General features: G+C 60.8%; 27 protein-coding genes. 13 read left to right on the forward strand and 14 right to left on the reverse strand.

Features of this window, described 5'->3' with window-relative positions:
• Nucleotides 1-304: 304 nt before the first annotated feature.
• Nucleotides 305-985, reverse strand: coding sequence for a type 1 glutamine amidotransferase domain-containing protein (locus tag LVD10_RS06970; RefSeq protein ID WP_237062666.1), 681 nt, complete (start codon nt 983-985; stop codon nt 305-307).
• Nucleotides 986-1180: 195 nt separating this feature from the next.
• Between LVD10_RS06970 and LVD10_RS06975 the strand changes: the two genes are divergently transcribed.
• From LVD10_RS06975 to LVD10_RS06990, 4 genes are all read left to right on the forward strand, one after another.
• A complete protein-coding gene (locus LVD10_RS06975; protein ID WP_233006295.1) occupies nt 1181-1891 on the forward strand; it encodes a pirin family protein in 711 nt (236 codons plus the stop codon).
• Nucleotides 1891-2634: a sulfite exporter TauE/SafE family protein gene (locus LVD10_RS06980; protein WP_233006296.1), complete on the forward strand. Its 744-nt coding sequence runs from the start codon at nt 1891-1893 to the stop codon at nt 2632-2634. The genes LVD10_RS06975 and LVD10_RS06980 overlap by 1 nt, the downstream gene beginning before the upstream one ends.
• Before the next feature lie 134 nt (nt 2635-2768).
• Complete coding sequence (locus LVD10_RS06985; RefSeq protein WP_233006297.1) at nt 2769-3437, forward strand: DsbA family oxidoreductase; 669 nt, start codon at nt 2769-2771, stop codon at nt 3435-3437.
• Between the two features lie 54 nt (nt 3438-3491).
• Complete coding sequence (locus tag LVD10_RS06990) at nt 3492-4118, forward strand: hypothetical protein (protein ID WP_233006298.1); 627 nt, start codon at nt 3492-3494, stop codon at nt 4116-4118.
• Between the two features lie 67 nt (nt 4119-4185).
• Here LVD10_RS06990 and LVD10_RS06995 read toward each other — a convergent pair whose 3' ends face one another.
• The 4 genes from LVD10_RS06995 to LVD10_RS07010 form a co-directional block, all read right to left on the reverse strand.
• On the reverse strand, nt 4186-4590 hold the full coding sequence (locus tag LVD10_RS06995; RefSeq protein ID WP_233006299.1) for a GFA family protein: 405 nt from the start codon (nt 4588-4590) through the stop codon (nt 4186-4188).
• A gap of 225 nt (nt 4591-4815) precedes the next feature.
• On the reverse strand, nt 4816-5673 hold the full coding sequence (gene fghA, locus LVD10_RS07000) for an S-formylglutathione hydrolase (protein WP_233006300.1): 858 nt from the start codon (nt 5671-5673) through the stop codon (nt 4816-4818).
• 14 nt (nt 5674-5687) lie between these two features.
• Nucleotides 5688-6818, reverse strand: coding sequence for an S-(hydroxymethyl)glutathione dehydrogenase/class III alcohol dehydrogenase (locus LVD10_RS07005; RefSeq protein ID WP_237062668.1), 1131 nt, complete (start codon nt 6816-6818; stop codon nt 5688-5690).
• 317 nt (nt 6819-7135) lie between these two features.
• Entirely contained in the window at nt 7136-8146 is a 1011-nt protein-coding gene (locus LVD10_RS07010) for an AraC family transcriptional regulator (RefSeq protein WP_233006302.1), read from the reverse strand.
• Nucleotides 8147-8489: 343 nt separating this feature from the next.
• Between LVD10_RS07010 and LVD10_RS07015 the strand changes: the two genes are divergently transcribed.
• Nucleotides 8490-8906 (forward strand): hypothetical protein, encoded by a 417-nt coding sequence (locus LVD10_RS07015; protein WP_233006303.1) that lies wholly within the window; start codon nt 8490-8492, stop codon nt 8904-8906.
• Here the strand turns inward: LVD10_RS07015 and LVD10_RS07020 are convergent.
• The 3 genes from LVD10_RS07020 to LVD10_RS07030 all read right to left on the reverse strand — a co-directional run bounded on the left by LVD10_RS07020 (nt 8903) and on the right by LVD10_RS07030 (nt 10707).
• Nucleotides 8903-9472 carry a PhnA domain-containing protein gene (locus LVD10_RS07020; protein ID WP_233006304.1) on the reverse strand — a complete coding sequence of 190 codons (570 nt, stop codon included), beginning with the start codon at nt 9470-9472 and terminating at the stop codon, nt 8903-8905. The genes LVD10_RS07015 and LVD10_RS07020 overlap by 4 nt on opposite strands.
• 291 nt (nt 9473-9763) lie before the next feature.
• Nucleotides 9764-10183 carry a CBS domain-containing protein gene (locus LVD10_RS07025; RefSeq protein WP_233006305.1) on the reverse strand — a complete coding sequence of 140 codons (420 nt, stop codon included), beginning with the start codon at nt 10181-10183 and terminating at the stop codon, nt 9764-9766.
• Nucleotides 10184-10278: 95 nt separating this feature from the next.
• On the reverse strand, nt 10279-10707 hold the full coding sequence (locus LVD10_RS07030) for an Hsp20/alpha crystallin family protein (protein WP_233006306.1): 429 nt from the start codon (nt 10705-10707) through the stop codon (nt 10279-10281).
• Between the two features lie 295 nt (nt 10708-11002).
• On the opposite strand from LVD10_RS07030, the gene LVD10_RS07035 reads away from it, so the two are divergent.
• The 5 genes from LVD10_RS07035 to LVD10_RS07055 all read left to right on the forward strand — a co-directional run bounded on the left by LVD10_RS07035 (nt 11003) and on the right by LVD10_RS07055 (nt 14699).
• Nucleotides 11003-11440, forward strand: coding sequence for a host attachment protein (locus LVD10_RS07035; RefSeq protein ID WP_237062670.1), 438 nt, complete (start codon nt 11003-11005; stop codon nt 11438-11440).
• Nucleotides 11441-11565: 125 nt separating this feature from the next.
• On the forward strand, nt 11566-12519 hold the full coding sequence (corA, locus tag LVD10_RS07040) for a magnesium/cobalt transporter CorA (RefSeq protein ID WP_237062672.1): 954 nt from the start codon (nt 11566-11568) through the stop codon (nt 12517-12519).
• 108 nt (nt 12520-12627) lie between these two features.
• A complete protein-coding gene (locus LVD10_RS07045; protein WP_233006309.1) occupies nt 12628-13299 on the forward strand; it encodes a hypothetical protein in 672 nt (223 codons plus the stop codon).
• Between the two features lie 180 nt (nt 13300-13479).
• A complete protein-coding gene (locus LVD10_RS07050) occupies nt 13480-14094 on the forward strand; it encodes a cytochrome b (RefSeq protein ID WP_233006310.1) in 615 nt (204 codons plus the stop codon).
• A gap of 38 nt (nt 14095-14132) precedes the next feature.
• The gene (locus LVD10_RS07055; RefSeq protein WP_237062674.1) at nt 14133-14699 is read left to right on the forward strand and encodes a YceI family protein; all 567 of its coding nucleotides are present in this window, start codon (nt 14133-14135) and stop codon (nt 14697-14699) included.
• A 393-nt stretch (nt 14700-15092) separates the two neighbouring features.
• Here the strand turns inward: LVD10_RS07055 and LVD10_RS07060 are convergent, their stop codons facing one another.
• From LVD10_RS07060 to ectA, 6 genes are all read right to left on the reverse strand, one after another.
• Entirely contained in the window at nt 15093-16514 is a 1422-nt protein-coding gene (locus LVD10_RS07060) for a sodium/proline symporter (protein WP_233006312.1), read from the reverse strand.
• Between the two features lie 106 nt (nt 16515-16620).
• Complete coding sequence (locus tag LVD10_RS07065) at nt 16621-17574, reverse strand: tetratricopeptide repeat protein (protein WP_233006313.1); 954 nt, start codon at nt 17572-17574, stop codon at nt 16621-16623.
• Nucleotides 17562-19010, reverse strand: coding sequence for an aspartate kinase (locus LVD10_RS07070; protein WP_237062677.1), 1449 nt, complete (start codon nt 19008-19010; stop codon nt 17562-17564). The genes LVD10_RS07065 and LVD10_RS07070 overlap by 13 nt, the downstream gene beginning before the upstream one ends.
• An 87-nt stretch (nt 19011-19097) precedes the next feature.
• Nucleotides 19098-19499 carry an ectoine synthase gene (locus LVD10_RS07075; protein WP_233006315.1) on the reverse strand — a complete coding sequence of 134 codons (402 nt, stop codon included), beginning with the start codon at nt 19497-19499 and terminating at the stop codon, nt 19098-19100.
• A 51-nt stretch (nt 19500-19550) separates the two neighbouring features.
• Nucleotides 19551-20885 (reverse strand): diaminobutyrate--2-oxoglutarate transaminase, encoded by a 1335-nt coding sequence (gene ectB / locus LVD10_RS07080; protein ID WP_233006316.1) that lies wholly within the window; start codon nt 20883-20885, stop codon nt 19551-19553.
• 88 nt (nt 20886-20973) lie between these two features.
• Nucleotides 20974-21570 carry a diaminobutyrate acetyltransferase gene (gene ectA, locus LVD10_RS07085; RefSeq protein WP_237062679.1) on the reverse strand — a complete coding sequence of 199 codons (597 nt, stop codon included), beginning with the start codon at nt 21568-21570 and terminating at the stop codon, nt 20974-20976.
• Between the two features lie 371 nt (nt 21571-21941).
• Here ectA and LVD10_RS07090 point away from each other — a divergent pair, with 371 nt between their 5' ends.
• The 3 genes from LVD10_RS07090 to LVD10_RS07100 all read left to right on the forward strand — a co-directional run bounded on the left by LVD10_RS07090 (nt 21942) and on the right by LVD10_RS07100 (nt 26592).
• Nucleotides 21942-22460, forward strand: coding sequence for a MarR family winged helix-turn-helix transcriptional regulator (locus LVD10_RS07090; protein WP_233006693.1), 519 nt, complete (start codon nt 21942-21944; stop codon nt 22458-22460).
• 417 nt (nt 22461-22877) lie between these two features.
• Nucleotides 22878-23858, forward strand: coding sequence for an FHA domain-containing protein (locus LVD10_RS07095; RefSeq protein WP_237062681.1), 981 nt, complete (start codon nt 22878-22880; stop codon nt 23856-23858).
• A gap of 112 nt (nt 23859-23970) precedes the next feature.
• Entirely contained in the window at nt 23971-26592 is a 2622-nt protein-coding gene (locus LVD10_RS07100; RefSeq protein ID WP_237062683.1) for a serine/threonine-protein kinase, read from the forward strand.
• The last annotated feature ends 8 nt before the right edge of the window (nt 26593-26600 follow it).

The raw sequence follows: 26600 nt of genomic DNA on the forward strand, positions 1-26600 counted from the left end.
ATTGCTTGATCAATAACTAGACAACAAAACTACCTTGAACTCTAAAGACTGACCGGTACTGAACGAAAAATAGGCAGCTTATTGATTTGAGATCAATGGAAATCAGGGAATGGATTACCGGGATTGCCGCAATACCAACCATGTTCGAAAGCAGGATAGAGAGCCTGCGCCATCCGCTTCAGGGAACAGCCCGTATGCGGCACACAGGTCTATGAGGGAAAGGGAGATAGGGCCGGCCCCGGCCAGCCAAGCCGGAGCCAGTGCAGCACCCGGGCTTACGCCCGGGCCCACAATCGGCAGCGCTTCACTGCAACAGTTCGCGAATCGCCTCACCGACCCCCCGGGCCGATGCGGGGTTTTGCCCGGTTACCAGGCGGTCGTCGACAGAAACTGACTTGTCAAAGTTGTCCGCCTTCTCGTGCTTCGCCCCGCGCTCTTTCAGCTTTGACGCCAGCAGGAAGGGCACAATCCCGTCCTTTTCCACCGCCCTCTCCTCCTCATCGGTGAAAGCCGACAGGGTCTTGCCGTCCACCAGCCATTCGCCATTGGAGAGTTTCACATTCACGAATGCAGCCGGCCCGTGACAGACGGCGCCCACCACCTTGCCGGCTTCGTACATATCGCGGATGGCGGCCTGCACTCCAGTATGATCCGGGAGATCCCACATGGTGCCGTGGCCCCCGGGGAAATAGAGCGCGTCATAATTGCCCAGGTCCAGGTCCCCGAGCGCCGGGGTGGGCCTGAGCTTGGCATTCACGTCCTCGCTCTCAGTAAATTCGCGATTGACAGGATCGTCGAGATCCAGGCTGCCGGGATCAATCGGGGCCTCACCTCCCTCCGGGGTAGCAAAGTCCACCTGAAAGCCGGCCTCCCGCAGGACCTTCCAGGGCTGTGCCGCCTCTGACAAGTGGAAACCGGTCTTATCCCCGGTATCCCCCAGCTTTTCATGACCGGTCAGGACAAATAGCACCTTTCGATCCGCCATGGGATATGCCTCCTTCTGTTGTTGGAAAACGTCTTTCGACCTACGCTCAGGGCAAGCACCAAGATCAACGCAGCTCCCGCAAGTACAGCAGACCATTCGATTTAATCCAGCAAACCTGCAGGAATTATGCGATTTAACCGCGGCTGCCCGCCGCTTATGATTGCGCTGTTATTGGGCTACGGCAGGAGGTAGACGATGGACTACCTGAGAAGAGCGGATGAGCGCGGGCAGGCTAATTTCGGCTGGCTGGATAGCCGCCACTCATTTTCCTTCGGCAGTTATTTCGATCCACGCCATATGGGATTTTCCGTCCTGCGCGTAATCAATGATGACCGGGTCAGGGGCGGCCGGGGCTTCGGTGCCCACGGGCACCGGGATATGGAAATTATATCCTACGTGCTCGAGGGCGCGATTGAGCACCGCGACAGCCTGGGCAACAGCTTCCTGCTGCCGGCCGGGGAAGTGCAGCGCATGTCGGCGGGCACCGGTATCCAACACTCCGAGTTCAACGCATCGCCCACCGAAAGCCTGCGCTTCCTGCAGATCTGGATCGAACCCGCAGTCACCGGTATTGAACCGGGCTACGAACAGGCGAACATTCCCCAGCAGGGTCCCCTGACAGCGCTGGTGACTCCTGACGGGCGCGATGGAAGCCTGCACATACACCAGGATGCCAGTCTCTATCGCCTGCGACTGGAGCCGGGAGAGGCAGTACCGCTCGCCACAGGCGAGCGCTGCGGCTACCTGCACGTCATTGGCGGCAGCGCCGGTGCCGGCGATATCGAGTTAAGGGCCGGTGATGGCCTGGGGATGAATATCGGGCGGGAGCGACAAGTCTCCGCCGGGGAAAGCGGTATCGAGGCCCTGTGGTTCGACCTCCCCGCCAATCGACAACAGAGGCGTTGATGGAGGCCCTGGCAGGCAACCCCCTGTTCTGGCTGCTGGCCCTCATCGGGGTTGTGCTGACCGGAATATCCAAGTCCGGTTTTGCGGGAGGAGCCGGGGTAGTGGCAGTACCACTGCTGGCACTGGTAATGCCCATTCCCCAGGCGGTGTTCCTGGTGCTGCCACTACTGCTGGTCATGGATGTAAAAACCATCCAGTACTACCGCCACCATGCGAGCTGGCCCGAACTGCGCGCCGTGGTACCCGCCGCGCTACTGGGCATTGTCGCTGGCGGCCTGATGCTGGGCAGTATGCCCGAGCAGGCCCTCAAGCTGACCCTTGGCATAATCTCCATCGTCTTTGCCCTGTGGCAACGGCTCGCCCCGGTACTCGGCGGCATGAGGGGCGCCGCGTGGCTATGGGGGGGAATCAGTGGACTCACCAGTACACTGATCCACGCCGGCGGCCCGCCCGTCAATATCTACCTGATCGCCCGCCAGTTACCGAAGCTGACATGGCTGGCCACGGCTGGCATCTTCTTCGGCATTATGAACCTCATCAAGGTGATCCCCTACCTGCTAACCGGGGAGTGGGGAGCGGACGTCTTCCTGGCATCACTGGCCCTCCTGCCGGTGGCCCTGCTGGGCACCTGGCTGGGCAGGCATATCCAGGGACGCATCCAGGACCGGATGTTTATGCTCTGCTGCCGCGGACTGCTGTTGGGCTCCGGCCTATTGCTGGTTGTCCAGGCAAGCCTCCGCTAGCGGGCCTGATGTGACAGTTCGTGCAGCCCACTGGATGCCCGCCCGGCCATTGAATTTCCGCTCATGCCCCCCAACTACAATGAAACAATAGACATACGCGGGGCCAACACCCCGCCACAGAAACTGAAGGTCCCATGAAGAAGCTGCCCGTACATATTGAGATAGTTTCCGACGTTGTCTGCCCCTGGTGTGTCATTGGCTACTACCGCCTGCTCCAGGCCCTGGAGCGGTTCGAATACAGTATCGAGCCCACCATTTCGTGGCTGCCATTCGAGCTCAACCCGCAAATGCCAGGCGAAGGCCAGAACCTGCGCGAGCACCTGGCAGAGAAATACGGCACCACCCCTCAGGAGAGCATCGAGGCACGCCAGCGACTCACCGACCTGGGTGCAGACGTGGGCTTCACCTTCAACTACAGCGACGACATGCGCATGTACAACACCTTCAATGCGCACCAACTGCTGCACTGGGCTGCCGAACAGGGCAAGCAGAATGAACTCAGCATACGCCTGTTCGAGGATTTTTTCGGCGAGCGCAGGAATGTTGGCGATACCGAAGTCCTGGTCCAGGCCGCCGGGGAAGTGGGGCTGGACAGGGATCGGGCACGCCAGGTCCTGGAGGAGCAGGCTTATGCCGACCAGGTCCGCGAACTGGAACAGCTGATTGCCGGCCAGGGCGTGCAGGGTGTACCGCTATTCGTATTCAATCGCCAGTACGCCATCAGCGGCGCCCAGGAAGTCGCCACATTCGAGCAACAGTTGCAGCAGATCATCGACGAAAGCGGAGAAAGCAGCACCGACTGACCGAGCCACCCGGCAACGACAACGACAACGACAACGGCAAAAGGAAAAATAAAAATGCTCCCCCGGAAAACACTTGTTGGCGCAATCGCCGGCTCCCTGTTGATCCTCTCGGCCTGTACACCGGATAAACAGCAGCAGGCGACTGCGCAGCCCGCGGACAAGTTCCTGTCCAGCATCGCCGAATACTGCGGCAAGGCGTTTGCCGGCCGCATCGTTGCCAATGAACCCGCAACCGACCAGGCGGACCCGTTTGCCAACAAGGCTCTGGTGATGCACGTACGCGGCTGTGATACCCCACGGAAGGAATTGCGCATTCCTTTCCATGTGGGCGATGACCACTCGCGCACCTGGATCCTCACCCGCACCGAGAGCGGCCTGCGCCTGAAGCACGACCATCGCCACGAGGATGGCAGCGCCGATGCCGTCACCATGTACGGTGGTGACAGTGCTGGTGCAGGTACTGCCACCCGCCAGGAATTCCCCGTGGATGCCGAATCCATCGCCATGTTCCAGCGGGAGGGGCTCGATGCCTCGGTCACAAACACCTGGGCCATGGAAGTTCACCCGGGCGAAATGTTCGCCTACGAGCTGACGCGCCCGACTGGCCGAAAATTCCGGGTCGAGTTTGACCTGGGCGAGGAAGTCGAACTGCCCCCCGCCCCCTGGGGCTCCGAAAGCTAAAACGCCACCAGGATAGTACGGGCTGGCGGGTTGTGCGGGAATCCCGGTGACAGGTGAGCGCGCCCCACTATTCTTTTTTGGGCAGGTCGTCGTCGATATCGACGATGCGCTCGCCGTAGTAAAAGTGACTCTGGGGCGCCAGGGCCTCGGGCAGCTCTCCGTCATTGTTGCGGCGCACCAGCAGTTGGGATACCACCCGCCAGTCGGCACTGTTGCTGTTGAACAGGGTATCCCCGCACTCGGAACAGAAGAATCGTTTCATCTTTTTCTCCGGGTGCTGGAACTCAGCCAGTTTGTCCTCGCCCTTATTCACCGTCAGTTGGTCCTTCTCCCACACATCCACCGAGTGGTAGGGAACCTTGAGGAAGTTGCGGCAATCGGCGCAGTGGCAGAAGCCCCGCACCTTGGGGGCTCCCTCGACGGTAAATTCAACGGCTCCGCAATCGCAGCTGAACGTGTAGCTTGCAGCCATCAGACCTTGCTCCATGGTGGCGAATTGAACGGGCACTGCCTGGCGACCTGCCATACACCACCCGGCAGGCATCGACGTCTCGTGAACAGTTTACCCGCACGCTTTGCGAAGGATAGCACCCATTTCGCCCGGGCCCCGTCGTGACCGATCCGTACACAATCCTGTCCTACCGGAGCGGGCACTGCCGGCCCGTCCATGAGCATATCGAGCGGGAAGGCTAGCCGGTTATCCGTCCGGCTTCAGCAGGTAATCCGCATGAAAGCGCAGGTGTTGCTCGATAAAACTGGCGATAAAGTAGTAGCTGTGGTCGTAGCCTGCGTGATGGTCAATCCTCACCGGGTACCCCGCCGCCTCTGCAGCGGCCTCCAGGGCGTCCGGCTTGAGCTGGGTCTCGAGGAACTCATCGTCTTCCCCCTGGGAAACCAGCATTGGCAGGTGCTCTGTCGCCCGGCTGACCAGAACCGTGGCATCGTACTCCTCCCAGCTACTGCGGTCCCCTCCCAGGTAGGCACTGAACGCTTTTTCGCCCCAGGGACAGGAGATGGGGTTGCTGATCGGGCTGAACGCCGAGACCGAGGTAAAACGCCCCGGGTTGCGCAGCGCCAGTACCAGGGCGCCGTGGCCACCCATAGAGTGCCCGGCGATCGCGCGGCGGCCGGTTAGCGGGAAATTGCCCTCCACCAGCGCCGGCAATTCCTCCAGCACATAATCATACATACGGTAATGGCGCTTCCATGGATCCTGCGTGGCGTTGAGGTAGAAACCTGCCCCCTGGCCCAGGTCATAGCCCTCATCGTCCGCCACCGCGTCTCCCCGCGGGCTGGTATCCGGGATCACCAGTGCAATACCCAATTCCGCGGCCATACGCTGTGCGCCCGCTTTCTGGCTGAAATTCTCATCCGTGCAGGTAAGGCCCGACAGCCAATACAGAACCGGAAATCGCTGGGCTTTCTCCATCCGCTCGGCAAGTGGCGGCAGGAAGATGGCAAAGTGCATTTCACAGTCCAGCGTCTCTGAGTGATGCCGATACCGTTCTTGCCTGCCATCGAATACTTTTGTGCTGCTGATTCGTTCCAGAGTCATCACCGAAGCCCCCGTTACTGTTCAAAATGAATGACGCTGCGGATGCTCTTGCCCTCATGCATCAGGTCAAAAGCCTCATTGATTTTTTCCAGCGGCATGGTGTGGGTAATAAAGTCCTGCAGCGGGAATTCCCCGGCCAGGTAGCGCTCCACATAATCCGGCAGTTCAGAGCGCCCCTTCACACCACCGAAGGCGGTCCCGCGCCAGACTCGGCCGGTCACCAGCTGGAATGGCCGCGTGCAGATTTCCTGTCCGGCACCGGCCACACCGATAATCACTGATTCTCCCCAGCCCTTGTGGCAGCACTCCAGCGCCGAGCGCATTACATCCACGTTGCCGATACATTCGAACGAATAGTCGACACCGCCATCGGTAAGTTCGACGATCACTTCCTGGATGGGCTTGTCGTAGTCTTTCGGGTTGATGCACTCGGTGGCCCCGAGCTTTTTCGCCAGGTCGAACTTTGACGTATTGATATCGATACCGATAATACGCCCGGCCCCAGCCATACGTGCGCCAATCACCGCCGACAGGCCAATGCCGCCCAGGCCGAAGATGGCCACGCTTGCGCCCTTTTCCACCTTCGCTGTGTTCATCACTGCCCCCATGCCCGTGGTAACCCCACAGCCCAGCAGGCAGACTTCCTCCAGCGGCGCTTCCGGGTTCACCTTCGCCAGGGCAATTTCCGGCAGTACCGTGTACTCGGAAAAAGTGGACGTGCCCATGTAGTGGTAGATGGGCTTTCCGTCGACAGAAAAGCGCGAGGTACCATCGGGCATCAGCCCCTTGCCCTGGGTATCACGGATCTTCTGGCACAGGTTGGTCTTGCCCGACTTACAGAACTTGCATTCGCCGCATTCCGGTGTGTAGAGCGGGATTACATGATCCCCGACCGCCACACTGGTCACCCCCTCACCAACGGACTCGACGATACCGCCGCCTTCATGACCGAGAATCGCGGGGAAATTCCCCTCCGGGTCCTCGCCGGAAAGCGTGAAGGCATCGGTATGACAGACACCCGTAGCTACCAGCTTGATGCGGACCTCGCCCTTTTGCGGCGGCATCACTTCGACGGTCTCGATGGAAAGCGGCTCCCCCGCCTTCCAGGCCACGGCGGCCTTGCATTGGATCGGCTCTGCGCTCATGAGTGCTCCTGCAGTGATTATCAGTTGGTGCCCCGGTGCGGGAACCTGCCGCACCGGTAGGGTAGCTATTATTCTGGCAAACAAATATTTCGTCCTGAAATATTTGTTTGGCGCCCATGAAATACTGGCGAAGATGCGTGGATCTTCTTGTATTTCAGGGGCTTGCGCCCGCGCTACGCTCGGCGGCTGCACATCCATGTGCAGCATTACCCCGACAATATCTCATTGCCGGGGTAATAACGATAAGCGTTTGTGCCCTTGCTGCGTGTGACTTGGCGCGCCATTCCGGCAATGGTTGAGGTTCTGGAGCGACAGATTCAACCCGACTCGCGCTGCTGCTTGCGCCACTGTAACGGTGACTTGCCGTGAATGGCGCGAAATGCCTTGGAGAAGGCACTGATATCGGTGTAACCCAGCGTGGCAGACAGCAGGTTGATGTCGATACTGGAAGAGCGCAGGTGCCAGCGGGCGGTCTGCATGCGCGCATCCTGCACCAGCTGCTTGAAGGAAGTGCCCTCGGCACTGAGCCGCCGCTGCAGGGTCCGGGCCGGCATCCCCATCAGGCCGGCCACCTGGGCCAGGCTGTGGCGCTGCGCGCCAAGGGTCTGCAGAATCAGCGTCTCCACCTGTGCCGCCACACTTTCCTGGTGTTCCGCCAGCAGCTGGCTCGTGAACTCCTGGAAATACCGTAGCAGGCTGCCACTGGGGGGGCACACCGGGCGGCGGGCAATAGCGGCATCAAACACCAGGCAGTCGTGCTCCTGGCCGAAAAATACCTCCGTGTGGAAGAAGTCCCGGAGCCGTTGCGGGTCGGCCACGGGCTGCTGGCGGAAGGTCACCATGCGGGGACGCACGTCCTTGCCGGCAAGGTCCAGCATCAGGCGGTAGCAGGCCGCCATGGAGAGCTCCCGGTACTGGCGCGCATCGATGGGTCCCTCGAAGTGGTCGTAGCGCTCGGCAATCAGCTGCTCCCCCTCGACCCGCATACGCCAGTGCTCCGCCTGGTTGTGTAATGCCATATAGCGCTGGGTCACCGACAGTGCGGTTTCCAGGTCGACATTATCGAGCAGCTGGCCCAGCGCCCCGAGCATCCGCATCCCCTGCATGGCAGCCAGCCGTACACCGAAGTCCCGGCACTGCAACTCTTCCGCGCAGATATTCAGCAACCGGCACAGGGTGGCAATCGGCACCAGCAGGTCCGGGCGCCGCATACAGTCTTCCGGCAGGCCCACCCGGGCCAACAGCACGGACGGATCGCCGCCAAGATGGGGCACCAGCTGGTTGAATCCCGCCAGGGCGCCACTGCGAATTTCGTAATTCGGTTTCATCGATTCTTCTGGGGGTCCTTTTCTCGCTTACCGACCCGGTGGCACAGCCCTCCCCGGGCTTGCAACCACTGTGCCGGTGGCGAAGTAAATTCAATCACTAATGATGCGTGCACAACTTAACGCCTTCGCCAGGCTGCCTGTGCCACAGTGGTGCACTCCAGGGAGCCATTGGATAAACCCACAGCGTCGCTGCAGGTACTGAAGCGTGCGGGTGCCGGGCGCATCAGTTCGCGAGCGGCCACAGTCTCCTGTAACTGCTGCAACGGCGCAGATGCTGGCCTGAAACTTGCTCCAGCTCAGGGTGAACGCACTATATTCAACAGCAACCAAAGGGACAGCCTCTATGGACAATCATCACTGGTTGATGAGCGCAGAGGCGCTCACGCTGTTGCGCAAGTTGCGCAAACGGCTGCAGGCGGAATTCGATATCAGCCTCCGCTTCTCAGAATATGCTTTTGAGCAGCACCTCGCCCGGGCAAAGCACAAGACCGTGGACGGGGACACGCGGCATATGATTGCGCAACTGGAAAAACTGCGCGGCGCGCCTTTTAGTACTGGCGATGAACCGGCCCCCCGCCTGTATCGCGGCCAGCCAATCCTGCAGGAAAACCGGGACATTTACGCCATGATCTATGGTGACGAACTATCCCTGCACGATGCGTCCCAACCCCGGCGGCAGCAGCGGAAAAAAATGTACCGGGGGCAGGTAGTGCTGGAGGAGGCCCATCACCGCCCCGGACAATCCAGCCGCGAGCACTAGCCGGTCTTTTTGACAAACCTGGTCAGGATGACAATACGCTGGCCATTGACGCGCCCCTCGATCTGCTCCGGGTTATCGGTCAGGCTGATGCCGCGCACTGCCGTGCCGCGCTTGGCAACAATGCTGGTGCCTTTTACATCCAGGTCCTTGATGACAGTGACCGTATCCCCGGCCCGCAGCTCGACGCCATTACAGTCACGCTGTACCACCCGCTCGCTTTCGGCCACAGTAGCGCCCGCCTCGGCCCAGTGGCGCAGGTCGTCATCGAGGTAAAGCATATCCAGCAGGTCCTGGGCCCAGGTTTCGCCGCTGAGCCGCTTCAGCAATCGCCAGGCCTGCACCTGCACCGCCGGCACCTGGCTCCACATACTGTCGCCCAGGCAGCGCCAGTGATCACTGTCGAGGGGCTGCTCCCCCTCCAGCTGTGACCGGCAGCGGCCACAGACAAGGATTTCGGTGTCGCTGCGCCCCTCGGAGTGCGGCACGCTGTATACGCCCAGCTCGCTGCCATCACCGCATAGCTCACATTTTTCGCCACTGCGCTGGCGGAGCTGCTGTTCATTCATCTTATAGGGTCCCTCATTTATTCCGCCCGGCCGGGTAGCCGGTCGGAAGCGGCGCGCATTATACCCGCCAGCCGGCGACTGCCAAGCCGATGCCCCGGGCGGCCGGGTTGCGGTACTGGGCACAAGGCTGGCAAAAGCGGATAAAACACGCCCCGGTGGCGACATTCGCCGGCCGGGGCAGGTATCGATCTATCTCCGCTAAATGCAATCCACCGGAGTCGAGCGCTCATCGGCCCTAAATCCATCCTGGGGCCATATAGCGCCGCTCCGGCAATGTGGTTCCAGGCGCTCCTAGCCGTGATGGGCGGATACGCTCGCTGCAAACTCACCGATTTCATTCTGCGCCAGGGAGTGGGAAATGTCCCCCAGGCTCAGGATGCCGACCAAACGCTTCTCGCTGTTCATCACCGGCATCCGGCGTAGCTGCAGTGACTCCATTTTGTGGAGGGCTTCGTGCATATCATCGTCTTCCCAGCACCACTCGATACCCTCCGTCATCACGTCACGGGCAGTCATCGAGGAAAGCTCGCTACCCTCCACCACGCCCCGGCACGTGATATCCCGGTCGGTGACCATACCAATGAGGTGATCATTCTCGCCGATGGGAACAGCACCAATATCCTCGTCGCGGAGAATTTTTGCCACTTCTGATAGCGGGGTATCCGGTGAACACCAGGTGACACCCTCGTGCATTGCCTCTTTTACGTTCATGGGAACCTCCTCCCCGGGCGCCCCCCGATTGACAACCGGACGACAGCCCCTGGTTAATATGCAGGATTAGTCAGCGCCGCGGGGCGGCGCTTGCTTTAGTGAATTTCAATCCGGTGGTGACGGGGCTCGGGCTCCTTGCGCTTGGGCGCCGTAAGCGTCAGCACCCCGTCCTTGAAACTCGCATCAATTTCCTCTTCACTGATATCCGTGCCCAGGTTGAAACTGCGCATGTACTTACCGTAGCGTCGCTCCTGGCGGATCACGCGCCCCTCTTTTTCCTCCTTGTCTTCCTGGTGCACTTCCGCCTCGATGGTGAGCACGCCATTTTCCAGCGTGACGCTGATATCATCCTTGTTCACCCCGGGCACTTCTGCACTGATTTCATAACTATCCTCGGTTTCCCTGATATCGATTCGGGGAGAAAAGAAGCCTTCCTTCCCCTCGCCGCCAGCGCGTCCCGTAGACATCCACTGGTCAAATATATTGTCGAGATCCAGTAGTGATCCCCTCGGTATCAAGCTCATAAACAGTTCCTCCGCAAACTTGCGCCGGTAGGTGGAAACCCGCTCTCGGGGAAAAACCCCGGCAAGGCTCCCCTGCGCCCGAATTGTAGGGAGAGCGGCATTGATTGGTAGGGCTGCAGGAACTGATCGGCAGCGTGGGCAACAGCGGGACAGGATGGCCTTTCCTGCAGGCCAAAAACATGGATCTTCTATGCCGGGGAGGTCTAAAGAGCGCTCCGAATATACTTTTATTCCCAGCTGGATGGCGCCGCGTTCAACTAAAATGGCATAAGACACTGTTAGCGAGGAACTTGCCATGGCCATTTCCTGGGTGCTCGTAGCAAACCAGTCCCACGCCCGACTCTTTGAGGCAACCAATGCCACGGGGAACCTCCACGAAGTAGAAGGCATGATCTACCCGGAAGCACGCATGAAGGGCACTGAACTTTACTCAGACGGCCCCGGGCGGTCATTCGACAGCGGGGGCGAAGGGCGTCATGGGATGGGTAACCCGCGCGAGCTCCATAACCGGGCGGGCAGCAGGTTCGCAAAGGAGCTGGCCCATGCGCTCGAGCGGGGTCGCCAGGAGGGGCGCTATGAGAAACTCTACATCATTGCCGAGCCGCAAATGGTAGGGAACCTGCGCGATGAACTGGACCCACCGACACGGGCTACCATCGCCGGTGAGTCAGGCAAAAACGTGGTCCATTGCGCACCAGAGGAAATACGCTCACAACTTCCCCACTTGCTCTGAACCTCACCACAGACGCTACCGGGCACGGCTCCAGACCGTGCCCTTACCGTATCCAGCTTGCGGTTAGCTCCCCCCGACAGTCTGCTTTACTATGGTTCCAACCCGATCGCCACACGGACAAGGCAATGCTGAGACTTTTCGATATCAGGCGCGGCAGAATCAGCGAAGCAGCGGCTGCCACCCCGCCGGAACCGAAGCAGTTGGCCGAGGCTGTCTGGATTGATATCCAGGAGCCGGAAGAACAGGAGCGGGAGCTGCTGGAGGAGCTGCTGCGGACTGAACTGCCGGAATCAGAGGATGTGGAGGAAATCGAGGCCTCGGCGCGCTACTTTATCGACGCCGCGGGCGTGCACATTCACTCGCTGTTCCTCACCCAGAGCGAGGGTCGCCACGACACGTCCACCGTGGCCTTCATCCTGCAGCCGGACCGGCTGATTACTGTCCGCGACACTGAACTGGCAGATTTTCGCCTGCTGCGTATGCGGGCCCGCCGTGGCGGCGTGGAGGCCCGTAGTGCGCAGGAGCTGGTCGTCGAGGTGTTCGAGCAGAAGGCGGAAAACCTGGCTGACGCGCTGGAGGATATCCACCTGAAGCTGGGGGAAGTCAGCTACATGGTTCTGGAGGATGAGTCCGCAGAACTGGAAGATGCCATCGACCAGCTGGCCAAGGTGGAGGACAGCAACGGCAAAGTCCTGTTGTGCCTGATGGATACACGCCGCTCCATCACCTTCCTGCAACGACATATACAGATCGATGGCGATCAGCAGGAGCGGTTTCGGGATGTCATCCGCGATATCGACACGCTCTCCGCCCATACCAGCTTCCTGTTCGACAAGATCAACTTCCTGATGGACTCCACCCAGGGCTTCATCAACATCGAACAGAACCAGATCATCAAGATTTTCTCTATCGCCGCGGTGGTGTTCCTGCCCCCGACAATGGTGGCCAGTATCTACGGCATGAATTTTGAGTTCATGCCGGAGGTGGACTGGGAACTGGGCTACCCCTTCGCGCTGGGCCTGATGGTCCTCGCCGGGGTGGCACCTTACCTGTATTTCAAGATAAAGGGCTGGCTGTAACGGCCCCTCTGGCGCCTTTTACTACGGCAGGATGTGCCGCCCAGCTGCTAGAATTCTTTGTCCTGCAGCAAGATTTCGCGCACCGGTACACAGCAACCGGAGAAGAAAATGGTGACACCGACCCACAAGAATTTTCACCGCAAGCGCTGGCTCAGCGTGCAGCAGGCCGTCGATCACCTGAGCGCCCTCTCGGAGGAGCCGCTCAGCGGCGCCGACCTGGCCGACCTGGCCGAGGAGCACCAGCTGGACCTGTACTGGTACCGCCCCGGCCAGCAGGTGGCCTATATGGGGCGCCCGGAAGTGACCACCCTCGACACCCCACTGCGACTGTGCGGGGAAGACCACAGCGACTGGCACGCAATTGCCGATATCCTGCGCCACCACCCAGCACTGCCCGCATTCGAACAGGACACCCCACTGCTGGAAGACGCCAACGGCGACCGCCTGCGCATCACTTTTGACCGTCGCCACAGGCCCGAACCCTTCAGCAGTCGCTGGTATCCCACCCTGGCGGAGCTGGTGGTGCGCCGGGAAGACCTGGAGCAGCTGGAACCCCATCTCTTTTCCGGCCAGGAAGCCGCCGGCACCCACGTGCTGGAAACCCCACTGCTGCTGCGGGTCATCTGGCAGCTAGAGCAGCTGGCACTGGATGGCGACCACCATTCCACCGCCTGGCTGGCAGACCAGCTGGCGCGTCGATCACCCGGCGTGGATCGCGCTGACCTGGAGCGGGTCCTGGACGCCGCCCAGCGCGAGGGGCTCCGCGGTACGCCACACTAAGTGCCGCAAACACCGGCCAGCAGCCATTTCTAATAAATCGAAAGGTTACTCCGCCTTTTTTCGCTGGAAGGCATCGTCGCAATTTATTTACACTCACTTCATCATCCAGGGCTGGTGTGCGGTTCCGTAAGCGGTAACCGCCCGACGCCATAGAAAATCCAGTAAAACGGGAGGAGACCTGTGGCGGCCAGGAACAGCAAACAGCAATACGGCTGGATGGCCATCGCCCTGCACTGGCTGATGGCCCCGGCAATTATCGGCATGTTTGCGCTGGGCTGGTGGATGCGCCAGCTGTCCTACTACGACCCCTGGTATCGCCAGGGCCCGGAGATCCATAAGGGCATTGGCATCCTGCTGCTGGCACTGTTGCTGCTGCGCCTGGTGTGGAAGGCCATGAATCCGCACCCCCAGGATGTGCCGGGCACACCGCGCTGGCAGGCGCTGGCGGCACGGGCGGCGCACGGCGGTCTCTACCTGCTGCTGCTGGCCATCATGGTTTCCGGCTACCTGATCTCCACTGCGGATGGCCGTGCCATCAGCGTATTTGGCTGGTTCGAGGTTCCCGCCACCCTGCAGGGACTGGCCAACCAGGAAGACCTGGCCGGGGAAATACACGAGGTGCTGGCGTGGACCCTGATGGGGCTGGTGGCCCTGCATGCCCTGGCCGCCCTCAAGCATCACTTTGTAGACCGCGACGCCACCCTGCGCCGTATGCTGGGCCTGCGCGGTAATCCAGCGCCGGTCGGGCGCCGTAACGAGTCAGGTATGAACGAAACCGCCGAACTGACTAAATAATCACCACTCTACCAATCACTGAAGACCGAGGAACGACAATGAAGAAAATCGCCATTTTCCTGTTCGCCGCCCTGATAGGCGCCACCGCCCAGGCGGCCGAGTACAAGATCGACACCAAGGGCGCCCACGCCTTTATCCAGTTCCGCATCAAGCACCTGGGCTACAGCTGGCTCTATGGCCGCTTTGATGAGTTCAGCGGTTCTTTCGAGTACGACGAAAAGAAACCCGCTGACTCCTCCATCAATGTGGAAATCGATGTGGCCAGCATCGACAGCAACCACGCCGAGCGCGACAAGCACCTGCGCGGCGAGGACTTCCTGTATGTGGAAAAATACCCCACCGCCACCTTCAAGAGCACCAGCTACGAGCCCGTGGGCGAGGGCAAGGGCAAGCTCAGCGGCGAACTGACCCTGCACGGCGTGACCAAGCCGATCGTGATCGACGTTGAGCACGTCGGCGGCGGCCAGGACCCGTGGGGCGGCTATCGCCAGGGCTTCACCGGCACCACCGAATTTGCCCTGAAAGACTTCGGCATCATGTACGACCTGGGCCCGGCTTCCCAGACCGTGGAGATGATCCTGGACGTGGAAGGTATCCGTATCTGAATCTGATAACGGCTTACATCCATTACCCGAAAGCCCGGCACATGCCGGGCTTTTTTGTGCGCGGCATATGCGCCTGCCGGCAGGGTTCTGCACCCAGCACCTCCTGTGCCCGCTGATACATGGGCGGACACAAGGTCCGCCCCTACGGCTAACCGCCAGGGTATTCATAGGGATACAGGACGACGGGAAAGAACCCGGGGCGCTACCCAACGCCCCCTCGGTGCACCCTGTGGACTGGCAGGATTGCACTCTATCTCGCAGAACCTCGCGGTAAGGGGACACCGTGTCCGTCCTTGTACTGGCGAACGCATGGGGACGCCGGATTGGCAGGGCACAAAAACGAAAAAGCCCGGCACAGGCCGGGCTTTCAGGACATCGCTCTTCGGTTTGCGGTCAGGCCCGCGCCTCACTCGCCAGGGGTGCCCGCTCCAGCAGGCGGCTGCCGCCGTAGACCGCAAGGCCGGCGAGGATGCCCGGCATGCCCTCGTAGATATGGCTGTGCCAGCCCAGCCCATAGCGCCACAGCAGGGCCGTGGCCAGGCCCACCACACTCATGACGATGTACACGCGCTGCGACGGCCGTCCGCCGAGGGCCAGCACGATCAACAGCGGCGCAAATGCCGAGGCCAGCGCCGACCAGGACATCACCACCAGGCTGAACACACTCTGCTTGTTCAGCAGCGCCCAGCCCACCGCAGCCACGGTGATTGCCAGGGTGGCGGCCTTGAGCATCCAGGTGCGCTCGACCCGGTGCGGGATGATGTCGTGGGTGAGTGCGGCGGAGCAGCTCAGTACCAGGGAATCTGCGGTGGACATGGTGGCTGCGAACACACCCGCCAGGATCAGCCCTACCAACACCGGGTGCAGCAGTTCCTGGGCCATCATCGGCAGCGCCAGCTCGGCGTCGAAGCCGCCCGGGTCGCTCAGCATGATCCGCGCCAGCATGCCCACGCCGGTAGCCATGAAATAGAACGCGGTGAACCACAGGTAATACCAGCAGCGCGCGTGCACCATGCGGTTCTCATCCTGCAGCGCCATAAACCGCACCATCACATGGGGCTGGCCGATTACCGACAGGCCTGCAAACAGCCAGCCGATCGCAAACACCACACCACCGGCAAGGCCCGGCAGCAACATATCTTCCGGATACCAGTTCAGGAACCCCTCGACCTGCCCCATCTGGTCCCAGGCGGCGCCCAGGCCACCGACCGACTGGGTGGCGGCGTACAACAGGATTCCCATGGCCACGATCATCACGATCGACTGCGCGGCGTCGGTCCAGATCGAGGCACGGATACCACCCGCCAGGCAGTAGGCCGCCACAATCACCCCGCCGATCACCGCACCACTCCAGATGGGCAGGTCCAGCAGCACGTACAGCGCCTTGCTGCCGGCCACCAGCTGGGCACTGGCGTAGGCCAGCAGGAACATCAGCGCCAGCACTCCGGCAAGGCGCTGCCAGGTGGCGAAACGGGAGCCGCCCCACTTGCTGATCACGCCGGCATAGCTGCTCTCGCCGGTCTCGCGTGTGGCGCGGCACAGGGAGCGGTGTACCCACATGGAGCCGAGAAAGTCGCCCAGGATCCAGCCCACCATCAGCCAGATTGAGGCGAGGCCGGTGGCGTAGGTGTAGCCAATCACACCGATAAACATGTAGCCGCTGTTATTGGTGGCCACGGCGGAAAGCCCCACCAGGAATGGCGGCACGTCACTGCTGGCGAGGTAATAGTCATGTTTGGTGCCGCGGCTGCGCAGGTATGAGCTGATACCAACGGCGGCAAACAGGGCGAGGAAGAACAGGAAACTCAGTAACACGGGCCACTCCTTGCGGTCGTTATTATTGTCAGGTGATCAGCCCCCGGCCCTGGGCGGGAGGCGAAACCCGGTAGACCAGTGTGGATCGACCGGGCGTATATCGCAATCAGGCGCTGCTGGAGCGGGCCGCGGCTGCACTGGTATCCGCGGGCTGGGCACTGACACTCTGGATACCCATCAGCTCGGCAAAGGGTGGAAACTCAACCAGTCCGTCCAGCGCCGGGTCATCCATCGCCTCATCCCGGTAGGCACTGGAGATATCCAGCGCCCGCGCCAGGTTGGCCACTGCCTCTTCCCACTGTTCCTGGCTCGCGTGGGCACAGGCCAGCTGGTAGTAGGCGTTGCCGTTTTCCGGGTCGATTTCCAGCGCCTGCAGGCACAGGTTGATCGCCCACTGCGGCTCACCCAGTTCCAGCACGGCGTCGGCCTTGTAAGTCAGCGCCTCGCCATCGTCCCGGCGCAACCCCAGGATCTGGTCGTAGACGGCAATCTTGCCCGCGGGAGTATGCTCGCGACCGGCTCGCAACCACAGCGACTGGATTTCCTGGGTCAGCTCAATCTCATCGCGGTTGTGCTCGATATGTCGCGTCTTTTCACTGAGCTGCTCCTCGATACTGCGCAGGCGCTCCTCGTACTGTGTGACCAGTTTGTTCACTTCATCCGTAGCGAGGCTATGTACCTTTTCCTTGATATCCCGGATGGAAGTCCAGCCGACAATTACCAGCATCGAGCTGACGCCGGCAATCAGGTAAAAGAAATAGGTCACCGTGTCGGTGGCATAGGTGATGGCCTTGTCGGCGGCGTTGATCTGCCGGTCCACCACTTCCTGTGTAATCGCCACCCGCTGCTCCGCCATTTCCTTGCGCAGCTGCTTGAGCTCATCCAGCACGTAGCGCTCGACAAACGGCGTGTACAGGGGCTCCTGGAGCTTATTGACATGCTCCTCGGCCGCCTGCTGCTTTTCTTCTTCCTGCCTTGTTTGCGCTTCCTGCTGGGCGCTGGCTGCCAGCGGCAGCAGTAATGCCGCCGCCAGCATCAGCCATGCACTCAGGCCGCGCATATCGCCTCGCCGTGGTCATAGACCTCGACCAGTGCGTGGTGCAGGCTCTTCACCGCTTCCTCGTAGTCCGTCTCGTTGATCACGAACTGCATATCCACCTGGCGCATGGACTGGTGGACCGCCAGCACGCTGATACCGGAGCGGGCCAGGGCGGCAACAGCGCGGGACAGCATGCCCGGCACTTTCATGTCGCTACCGATGGCGGATACCACGGCCACCTTGCGTACCTGGATATCACAATCCGGGTACTTCTCGCAGATGGCGCTGCGGATACGCTTCACCGTTTTCAGGTTATTGGCAATAAAGTGGGTGATGGTATTGGCGTTGATGTCCTTGGTTACCACGCTGCCCTTGAAGCGCGCGATGATATCGTTGATGGAACGATCGTAGCTGGTCATCAGGCCCATCATGTCCTGGTCGAAACACTCCACCGCGTATATGTTCTTGCGGCCGGCGATAATCTCGACACAGGGGGTTTCGCTGACATAGTCACCGGTCACCAGGGTGCCGCGGTGCTCGGGCTCGAAGGTGTTCATCACGCGCAGGGGGATTTCCTGCTGGCGCAGGCCCTTCGCCGCACGCGGGTGGATTGCCTCCATACCCAGGTTCGCCAGCTGGTCCGCCACATCGTAGTTGGTGCGGCCGATCGGCACTGCCTGCTCCTCGCCTACCAGGCGCGGGTCGGCACTGCTCAGGTGATATTCCTTGTGAATGATGGCCTCGCGTGCCTCGGTAATTACCGCGATACGACTGAAGGTCATCTCGCTGTAGCCACGCGCGAAGGTATTCATCAGGCCCTCGGCGGTGTGGGCATAGCCGGTGACGATCGGCAGTTCCGTCGCCATGTCGATATCCTTGAACGCGCGCTCGATGCGCTGGTCCAGGGTGAGGTGGTCGCTGTCCTGCCAGCCGGTCAGGTCGACAAAGCGGGCATTGATGCCTTCTTCCTCACGCAACAGCGCGGCGGTGTTCCAGGCGCTGTGCGCCTCACCCAGGCTGGCGAGCATTTCGCTCACAGTATTGAGGTGGCCTTCCAGCGCGAAGTGGCCGTGCTGGCATACCCGCTCCAGGTCCCCCAGGCAGCGCTCGGCATCTTCCAGGCGCTCCCCGATAAAGTCATTGGCCTTCGCCAGCAGTTCCGGATCCTTGAACAGTGATGCGTTGATTTCCCTGACGCGCTCGCGCAGCCCCTCGATGGCCTCGGACCAGCTGCGGTCCTCATTGGCGTCGGCGAAGAGAGCGAAAATGCCCGGACGCCCGGACTTCTTGTGCTCCAGCAGCAGGTCGGTGATACCGCCGTAAGCGGATACCACAAAGATGCGCTGGTACACACCTTCCATCGCGGCCTTGCGGTTCTTGAGAACAATATTGTCGCGTACCGCGGCATAGTCGCTCATGGACGTGCCGCCAATCTTTTCCACCGTGTGTTCTTTCATGGTCTTCCTGTAGATGTTGTGTCTGGATGTATGTGAACCGGCGCCCCCGATCCTATCGGCGGCGCCGGTGCGAACCTCGCAACATCTTTATTTGTCGGATACCTCTTCCGCATCCAGTTCGTACGCGCCTTCCGCGTTGTGCACTTCCTTGCCGTGCAGCGGCGGATTGAAAACACAGGCCATTTTCATTTCTTTCTTGGCGCGCAGGATGTGCTTGTCGTTCTTGTCCAGGATATAGATGGTACCCGGGGTGATCGGGTAGACCTTGCCATCGGCAACAGTTTCCACTTCACCCTCACCGGACATGCAGTACACAGACTCCAGGTGATTCTGGTAGTGCAGGTTCAGGTTGGCACCCTCATAAATGGTGGTGATATGGAAGGAAAAGCCCATGTTGTCGCCCTTCAACAACAGGCGAGTGCTCTCCCAGCCCTCGGAAACAATACGTCGGTCGCTTTTCTCTGCTTCTTGCAGCTGTCTGACAATCATTACTGGTCTCTCATCAAATTAGTTTAAGGACTAAATTTTCACGGGCGCCGATCAGGCGGCGCCAGCCAGGGATTCCTTACCCTTTTCCGCGTCGGTTTCCTCGGCGAAGAAATCGTGCTCTTCCGGCACGTCCTGGCCCTTCAGGACTTTCTGTACCGCCGCTTCGACGATATCCAGGCCACGCTTCAGGTTTTCATCACTGATGGTCAGCGGGCACAGGGTTTTTACCACCTGGTCGTCTGCACCGCTGGTTTCGATCACCAGGCCGTGCTTGAACGCTTCGCTGGTAATCTGGTCGGCCAGCTCACCGCTGATGCAGTTCAGGCCACGCATCATGCCGCGACCGCGGGTGGTCATGTTGCCGTCACCGTACTTCTCGACGATGGCAGACATCCGCTGCTCGATGTACTCACCCTTGCGCTGCACTTCTTTGGCGAACTTGTCGTCGCTCCAGAAGTGGTCGATGGCCGCCTTGGCGGTAACGAAGGCCAGGTTGTTGCCACGGAAAGTACCGTTGTGCTCACCCGGCTTCCACTGGTCCAGTTCCGGGCGCATCAGCACTACCGCGAACGGCAGGCCGTAACCACTCAGGGACTTGGACAGGGTGACGATGTCCGGCGAGATTCCGGCTTCCTCGAAGCTGAAGAAGGCACCGGTACGGCCACAACCCGCCTGGATGTCGTCGACGATCAGCAGCATGTCGTGCTTCTTACATACCGCCTCGAGGTTACGCAGCCATTCCATGCTGCAGGCGTTGATACCGCCCTCACCCTGCACGGTCTCGACCATTACCGCAGCCGGGTGGTCCACGCCGGAGGAGGAGTCGGACAGCACCTTGTCCAGGTAGGCGGTGGTGTCGATGTCGTCGCCCAGGTAACCCTCGTAGGGCATGCGGGTAATACCGCTCATGCTCACGCCGGCGGCGCCGCGGTGGTGGGAGTTACCGGTGGCGGCAAGGGCGCCCAGGCTGCAGCCATGGAAACCGTTGGTGAAGGAGATGATGTTCTCGCGGCCCTTCAGCTTGCGCGCGATCTTCATTGCCGCTTCCACGGCATTGGTGCCGGTCGGGCCGGTGAACTGCATGACATATTCCATGCCGCGCGGCTGCAGGATCTTCTCGGCAAAGCTCTCCATGAACTCGCGCTTGGCCTTAGTGTGCAAGTCCAGGCCGTGGGTGATGCCATCAGCCTGGATATACTCCAGCAGTGCTTCCTTGAAGACCGGGTTATTGTGGCCGTAGTTCAGGGTGCCGGCACCGCCGAGGAAGTCCAGGTACTGGTTGCCTTCCTCGTCATACAGGTACTCGCCCTGGGCCTTGTTGAAAACCCGGGGGAAAGCGCGCGCATAGCTCTGGACTTCCGATTCGATTTCGTCAAAAACTTTCATGTTGTCAACCTTTGATTGGTTAATGTCTGATTTCAGGATTCAGGAAAACTCAATTCTTACCCGGCATATATGACATGCCGTCGCAACCTCAGCTGCCGGCCTGGGTAAAGGGACCGATACGCAGCAACATCTCGCTGTCATGCTGACCCTGGAAGTGGCGCTCCCGGTCAAACATCACCGATTCATTGCACTCAGTGCCCAGCTTTCGGGCAAGGCCGCGGAACAGGGCCCAGGAGGCCTCGTTGTCCGGTGTAATGGTGGTCTCCAGGTAACGCACTTGCGCACAGTTCGGGCGACCGAGGATCTCGCGGATCATGCGGCCGGCGAGGCCCTGTCCGCGGCCTTCCTCGGCCACGGCTACCTGCCAGATAAAGAGAGTGTCGGGACGCGACGGGACCAGGTACCCGGAGACGAAGCCGGCGAGTTCCCCGGCAACCTCCGCGGCGACACTGGTGTCGGCGAAATGGCTGGTCTGCAACAGGTTGCAGTAAACGGAATTTTCATCCAGTGGAGGGCAGCGCTGGATCAAGCGATGCACATCGGCACCGTCTTCACTGACCGGCTGGCGCAGCAGGGCTTCCTTCCTGGCGGAATCCTGCCGCGCCTCTACCTTGTCTTCCGGGGACTCTTCGGCTTTGCCTTCCGAACCCCCGCCCTGATTGTTGGCTACGCTTGTGGCGCTCAAATCAATACCTTTAGTCATCAAATTGTATTAAAAGGCCCGGAATCCCTGCGCTGGCACGCAATTTAGGCCTTAAAGGCCAAATTTGACCTTTTGTCTAATTAATTGTTTACTGCTCTAAACAATTTTTTGCATAGTACTCTAAACAAACACGCAACCGCAAGACCAAACCCATGGAGACTGAACAAAATCTGCCCAACCAGGAGCTGGTAGAGAGCACGGAAAGGGACCCCGGCCAGCCCAGTGAGCACAAATATGACCGGCGCGCCCGAGCGCAGGGCGAGCGCGTGCACGGCAGGATTGACAAAACGCCACCGGCGCATAAAGTCGGACGCGAGCGGATGTCCCGCCGAGAACTGCAGAGCCTGCTACTGATGGACAAGATTGAAGAAGTACTGATCACCCTGCGCCGCCTGATCCGCGCCACCGACCTGCACTCGAAACAACTGGTCAAGACCGCCGGCCTGACCGCGCCGCAACTACTGTTGCTCCAGGCCATCCGTGAAAAAGGCCAGGTAACGATCGGCGCGCTGGCCAAGGAAATCAGCCTCAGCCAGGCCACGGTAACCACTATTTTAGACCGCCTGGAAAAACGCGGGTTGGTTTACCGCGAGCGCTCATCAGAGGATAAGCGCAAGGTGCACGCCTACCTCACCGACAAGGGCATGGACTTTATCCGCGACGCGCCCACGCCACTACAGGAGCACTTCGTGCGCCAGTTCCGCGACCTGCGCGACTGGGAGCAGTCCATGATCATCTCCTCCCTCCAGCGAGTGGCACTGATGATGGACGCGGAACATATCGATGCCTCTCCGGTACTCGACATCGGCGACCTGGACCGCAAGGTGAGCCGCAACCAATCCGGGGAAAAAGGCGACAAAAGCGACTACTAAGCGCCCGCCACGATCGTCATCGGGCGCCATTTCCGCCGCTTTCTCAGGCGGACTCCCCCGCCTTCGCGCAATCCATGGGCGAGTGTTGCCACGATGGCACGCAATCATTGCATTTACACCGCAGATCGGTATAAATGAAGCCACAACACTAAGGTGGCGCGACACTTTTGAGTTAGCGCCCACTTACTCAAGACATGGCGTAACAACTAGAAAACCAGGGACTTGTCGCAAAACCCACCGCCACTGCACGGCCTGCCGGAGAACGGCAACCGGGCAGGCATGTGTGCTGGTGCGACTCCCCTATGCGCCTGGCGAAATCAGTCCATCCCACGGACCGGGCTCCCCGCCAGGCCACAGTTCTGCCTGTCCTGATAACGCCTGAAAGCAAACACCCCGCAGGGATCAAGGGACAATAAGATGGCTTGTTTGCAGCACCCGGATAGGGAGCACCCCGAATACCTGATGGCCCACCACACTGTGGGCCGTCGCCTTGGCGCCGTGGACACCCGCATCGCCAGTGCCGAGATTTCCGGTATCCACGCGGCCATCCAATGGACCGGTACCCACTGGAATATCCGCGACCTGAGCCGTAACGGGACCTGGCTCAACGGCCAGCAGCTCGTGCCCGCCAGGAATTATGAGCTGGAGCAGGGTGACAAAGTCTGTTTTGGCCGTGCCACCAACCCGGCGTGGGTGGTGGAGAACCTCGACGAGCCGGAAAACCTGCTGATCGACCTGAAGTCGGGTGACGCCCTCTCCCTGGAGCAGTACCACCTGCTGCCGGATGAGCGCGAGCCCCTCGCCAGCCTGCATTTCAACCCGATCTCCGGCCAGTGGCTGTACGAACTCACTGGCAGCTCCAGTGGCAGTGACAGCGCCATCGCCGTCGGCCATGGCGAGCGGATTGACTGCGGCCATTACAGCTGGGAGCTGTTCCTGCCCGACAACCAGGGGGCAACCAAGGAACTCTCCATGCAGCAGATGACCATCTGCGAATTCGACCTGCGCTTTTCGGTCAGCCACCATGAAGAGCATGTGCAGCTGCAACTGCGTCGCCCGGACCTGCAGGTGGCCCTGCCCGCGCGCATCCACCACTACCTGCTGCTGTACCTGGCCCGGGCCCGTATGGAGGATATCGAACGCGGTGCCGATCCGGACTCCCAGGGCTGGGTGTCCATCCAGGTTGCCACTCGCGAGCTGGGCATTACCGTCAACCACCTCAACACCCAGATCTTCCGCGCCCGCAAGCAGATTGCCGAGGCGCTGCCGGACGCTATCGATACCTCGGGACTGGTAGAGCGGCGCTCCTGGGAGATTCGCCTGGGGTGCAGCAACTTCGAGATTTACAAGGGCTCACAGCGCGAGTCCCGGGCCGGCTACATTACCGAGCCCGGCTGATCAATACGGGCGCCCCTGGGGGAAGGGAAGCGGGACGCCCGGATAATCACGGACAAACAGACTTCGTCAGGGAAGGCAGGGAGCAGCAACAGGGCCATTCCCCGGAATATTGATGTCAGAAGAACAACCAGAACAGATCGGACGCTACAAAATCACCGGGCAACTTGGCGCCGGTGGTATGGGCGTGGTGTATCTCGCTATCGACGAGCACCTCCAGCGCCGGGTGGCGATCAAGCGACTCATCAGCAACCCGTCCAGCGACACAGCACACTTGCGCATCCGCCAGGAGGCCAAACTGCTGGCGCAGCTCAACCACAGCAACATCGTGCAGATTTACGATGTAGTGGAAGAAGCCGGCAAAATGGCGCTGGTAATGGAGTTTGTCGACGGCTGTACCCTGTCCCAGTGGCAGCGGGAGCGCAATCCCGGTCTCGCACAAAAGCTCGATATCCTCGACCAGGTCTGTGCCGGACTGGCCCGTGCCCACAGCATCGGCATCATCCACCGGGACCTGAAGGCCGACAATATCCTGGTGAACCAGGACAATACTGCCAAGATCACCGATTTCGGCATCGCCAAGAACTGGCGAGAAGAGAGTGACCTCACCCGGGAACAGCATGTAGCCGGCAGCTGGGGGGCGATGTCCCCGGAGCAGGCGCTGGGGCGTCCGCTGGACAACCGCTGCGACCTCTTTGCCCTGGGCGTGCTCGCCTACCGCCTGCTGACCGGGCAGGGCCCGTTCGGCGATCACGACAGCGCCTTTGTCATTGTGGACCGTATCGTCAACAGCGGGCACCCGCCGGCGCAGAAACTCAACCCCGAGCTGCCCGCGCCGCTGTCGCACCTGCTCGACCGGTTGCTGGAGAAAGATCCCAACAAACGCCCTCTCAGCGCCAGGGCGGTGGCCGAGGAACTGCACAACATTCGCGCCGCACTGGACGCGAAGACCGCGGTTTCCACCACCAGCCGCACAGTCACCGTTACCGCCGAGAGCTTCCACGCCCAGGCACGACGCCGCCAGAAACAGCGCAAGCCCCTGCTGGCCGGTGCGGCTATTGCCGTGGCCGCCGCCGTCACCCTGGCCTCCCTCGCCACCCTGATTCCCACAACGGAAAAACCGAAGGGCAAGTACCTCGCTATCCTGGCGCCACACGAGAAAAACCTCGGCAGCCGGGAAATGCGCCTGCTGGGCAACAACATCCTCAGCGCCCTCAAGCAGGGACTGTCCAACCGCCAGGGCCTGCTACTGGTGCCCTACTCTGAATCCCGGCAACTGGCCGGTGAGAGACTGCAGGACCAGGTCGAGGCCCTGAATGCCGACCTGCTGTTGCACCCGTCACTCTCCTGTGAGGGACAGCAGTGCGAGGTGTCCCTGGAGCTGATCGAGGCCGATAACCTGGCCGTGATCAGCAACCGCACCACGACCCTCAATATCAACGAGGGGCTGGAAACACGGGCGCGCACCATGCAGCAGTTGAACTACCTGCTGCGGGATTTCCCGACCCGCGATGGCGCTGCCCAGGCAAATATCTCCGAAACGGACTACCAGCGCTACCTGGCCATTTACGACGATAAAAACTCCGGTAGTACCGACCGGGAGCAGGCAATGGAAGCGCTCGAAGCAATGCAGCGGCGTACACCGGCCTTTACCCCGTTCTATGAACTCTACAGCGAACTGGTGATTGACCAGCGCTTCAACACGCGCCATACCGATGCCCTCGACCGGCTGCGGGAATTCCTCGCCCTGGCACCACACAAAGTCAGGAACCACCCGGACCTGCTGCTGGCAGAAGTGCGCCTGGCCATTGTGGATGGTAATTCCAGCCGTGCCGAGGCCCTGCTGGACCAGCTCAGGATGAGCCTCCCGGACCGCGCCACCTACTACCAATTGCTCCATTTCTACCATCAGGAAAGCGGCAATTACGACAAGGCCCTTGCCGCCATTAACAACGCCCTGGAACTGCGCACCAGCCACCGCTACCTGCTGCAGAAGGCTGTCACCCTGAGCACCCGGGGCGATATGGAAGCCGCCCGGCCCCTGCTGATAGAGGCCCTGGAGATCGACAAGGACAACATGATGGTGATCTCCGTGCTGGCCGCCAACGAACTCGACAGAGGCCACCCGGAAGAGACCATCCGCCTGCTGCAGAATGCCCCTGTGGAAAAGCTGCGCACGATGGACACCTACAACCTGTGCCTGGCCTACTACATCGAGAAACAGTTCGAGCAGGCCCAGTCCTGCTTTGCCGGCGCATCGGAACGGGCACCAAAGGATGCCGATATCCTGCTATACCAGTCGGAGATTGCGCGCGCCCGGGGCAAAACGGAGCAGGCGCACCAGCTGGCGGAGCGGGCCCTGTCGGTGACAGAGGGGCGCGACGACTGGGAAGGGTTGCTGATGCGCGCCCGCGCCTATGCCGAACTGGGCCAGCCGGACAGGGCGATCAGTACGCTGATCCGGATACGCCGTACCGCCCCGGACGATCTCTACGTCAATTACACCCGCGCCCAGGTCTATATCGCCAGCGGCGACCTGGTGTCCACCCGGGCACATGTGGAAAAAACCCTGGAGCTGGGCGTTTCCCCAATCTGGTTCAACACCGCGCGCTTCGCCCCCATCTGCTCCAGTGACAAATTCGCACAGTTGCGCCGGGAACACCCGGGACTGTGCCAGTCCCGGCAGCAGGAACCCACCCGCATGGCGCAGGGCCAGTCCGCCGGGGACGAGGGATAGGGCCAGAG

The sequence above is a fragment of the Microbulbifer zhoushanensis genome (assembly GCF_021729055.1).
GTDB lineage: Bacteria > Pseudomonadota > Gammaproteobacteria > Pseudomonadales > Cellvibrionaceae > Microbulbifer > Microbulbifer zhoushanensis.

What these genes read in the sequence shown, in the direction of transcription:
- LVD10_RS06970 (WP_237062666.1), bottom strand. Translation starts at nt 985, where the DNA reads ATGGCGGATCGAAAGGTGCTATTTGTCCTGACCGGTCATGAAAAGCTG.
- LVD10_RS06975 (WP_233006295.1), top strand. Translation starts at nt 1,181, where the DNA reads ATGGACTACCTGAGAAGAGCGGATGAGCGCGGGCAGGCTAATTTCGGC.
- LVD10_RS06980 (WP_233006296.1), top strand. Translation starts at nt 1,891, where the DNA reads ATGGAGGCCCTGGCAGGCAACCCCCTGTTCTGGCTGCTGGCCCTCATC.
- LVD10_RS06985 (WP_233006297.1), top strand. Translation starts at nt 2,769, where the DNA reads ATGAAGAAGCTGCCCGTACATATTGAGATAGTTTCCGACGTTGTCTGC.
- LVD10_RS06990 (WP_233006298.1), top strand. Translation starts at nt 3,492, where the DNA reads ATGCTCCCCCGGAAAACACTTGTTGGCGCAATCGCCGGCTCCCTGTTG.
- LVD10_RS06995 (WP_233006299.1), bottom strand. Translation starts at nt 4,590, where the DNA reads ATGGCTGCAAGCTACACGTTCAGCTGCGATTGCGGAGCCGTTGAATTT.
- fghA (WP_233006300.1), bottom strand. Translation starts at nt 5,673, where the DNA reads ATGACTCTGGAACGAATCAGCAGCACAAAAGTATTCGATGGCAGGCAA.
- LVD10_RS07005 (WP_237062668.1), bottom strand. Translation starts at nt 6,818, where the DNA reads ATGAGCGCAGAGCCGATCCAATGCAAGGCCGCCGTGGCCTGGAAGGCG.
- LVD10_RS07010 (WP_233006302.1), bottom strand. Translation starts at nt 8,146, where the DNA reads ATGAAACCGAATTACGAAATTCGCAGTGGCGCCCTGGCGGGATTCAAC.
- LVD10_RS07015 (WP_233006303.1), top strand. Translation starts at nt 8,490, where the DNA reads ATGGACAATCATCACTGGTTGATGAGCGCAGAGGCGCTCACGCTGTTG.
- LVD10_RS07020 (WP_233006304.1), bottom strand. Translation starts at nt 9,472, where the DNA reads ATGAATGAACAGCAGCTCCGCCAGCGCAGTGGCGAAAAATGTGAGCTA.
- LVD10_RS07025 (WP_233006305.1), bottom strand. Translation starts at nt 10,183, where the DNA reads ATGAACGTAAAAGAGGCAATGCACGAGGGTGTCACCTGGTGTTCACCG.
- LVD10_RS07030 (WP_233006306.1), bottom strand. Translation starts at nt 10,707, where the DNA reads ATGAGCTTGATACCGAGGGGATCACTACTGGATCTCGACAATATATTT.
- LVD10_RS07035 (WP_237062670.1), top strand. Translation starts at nt 11,003, where the DNA reads ATGGCCATTTCCTGGGTGCTCGTAGCAAACCAGTCCCACGCCCGACTC.
- corA (WP_237062672.1), top strand. Translation starts at nt 11,566, where the DNA reads ATGCTGAGACTTTTCGATATCAGGCGCGGCAGAATCAGCGAAGCAGCG.
- LVD10_RS07045 (WP_233006309.1), top strand. Translation starts at nt 12,628, where the DNA reads ATGGTGACACCGACCCACAAGAATTTTCACCGCAAGCGCTGGCTCAGC.
- LVD10_RS07055 (WP_237062674.1), top strand. Translation starts at nt 14,133, where the DNA reads ATGAAGAAAATCGCCATTTTCCTGTTCGCCGCCCTGATAGGCGCCACC.
- LVD10_RS07065 (WP_233006313.1), bottom strand. Translation starts at nt 17,574, where the DNA reads ATGCGCGGCCTGAGTGCATGGCTGATGCTGGCGGCGGCATTACTGCTG.
- LVD10_RS07070 (WP_237062677.1), bottom strand. Translation starts at nt 19,010, where the DNA reads ATGAAAGAACACACGGTGGAAAAGATTGGCGGCACGTCCATGAGCGAC.
- LVD10_RS07075 (WP_233006315.1), bottom strand. Translation starts at nt 19,499, where the DNA reads ATGATTGTCAGACAGCTGCAAGAAGCAGAGAAAAGCGACCGACGTATT.
- ectB (WP_233006316.1), bottom strand. Translation starts at nt 20,885, where the DNA reads ATGAAAGTTTTTGACGAAATCGAATCGGAAGTCCAGAGCTATGCGCGC.
- LVD10_RS07090 (WP_233006693.1), top strand. Translation starts at nt 21,942, where the DNA reads ATGGACAAGATTGAAGAAGTACTGATCACCCTGCGCCGCCTGATCCGC.
- LVD10_RS07095 (WP_237062681.1), top strand. Translation starts at nt 22,878, where the DNA reads ATGGCTTGTTTGCAGCACCCGGATAGGGAGCACCCCGAATACCTGATG.
- LVD10_RS07100 (WP_237062683.1), top strand. Translation starts at nt 23,971, where the DNA reads ATGTCAGAAGAACAACCAGAACAGATCGGACGCTACAAAATCACCGGG.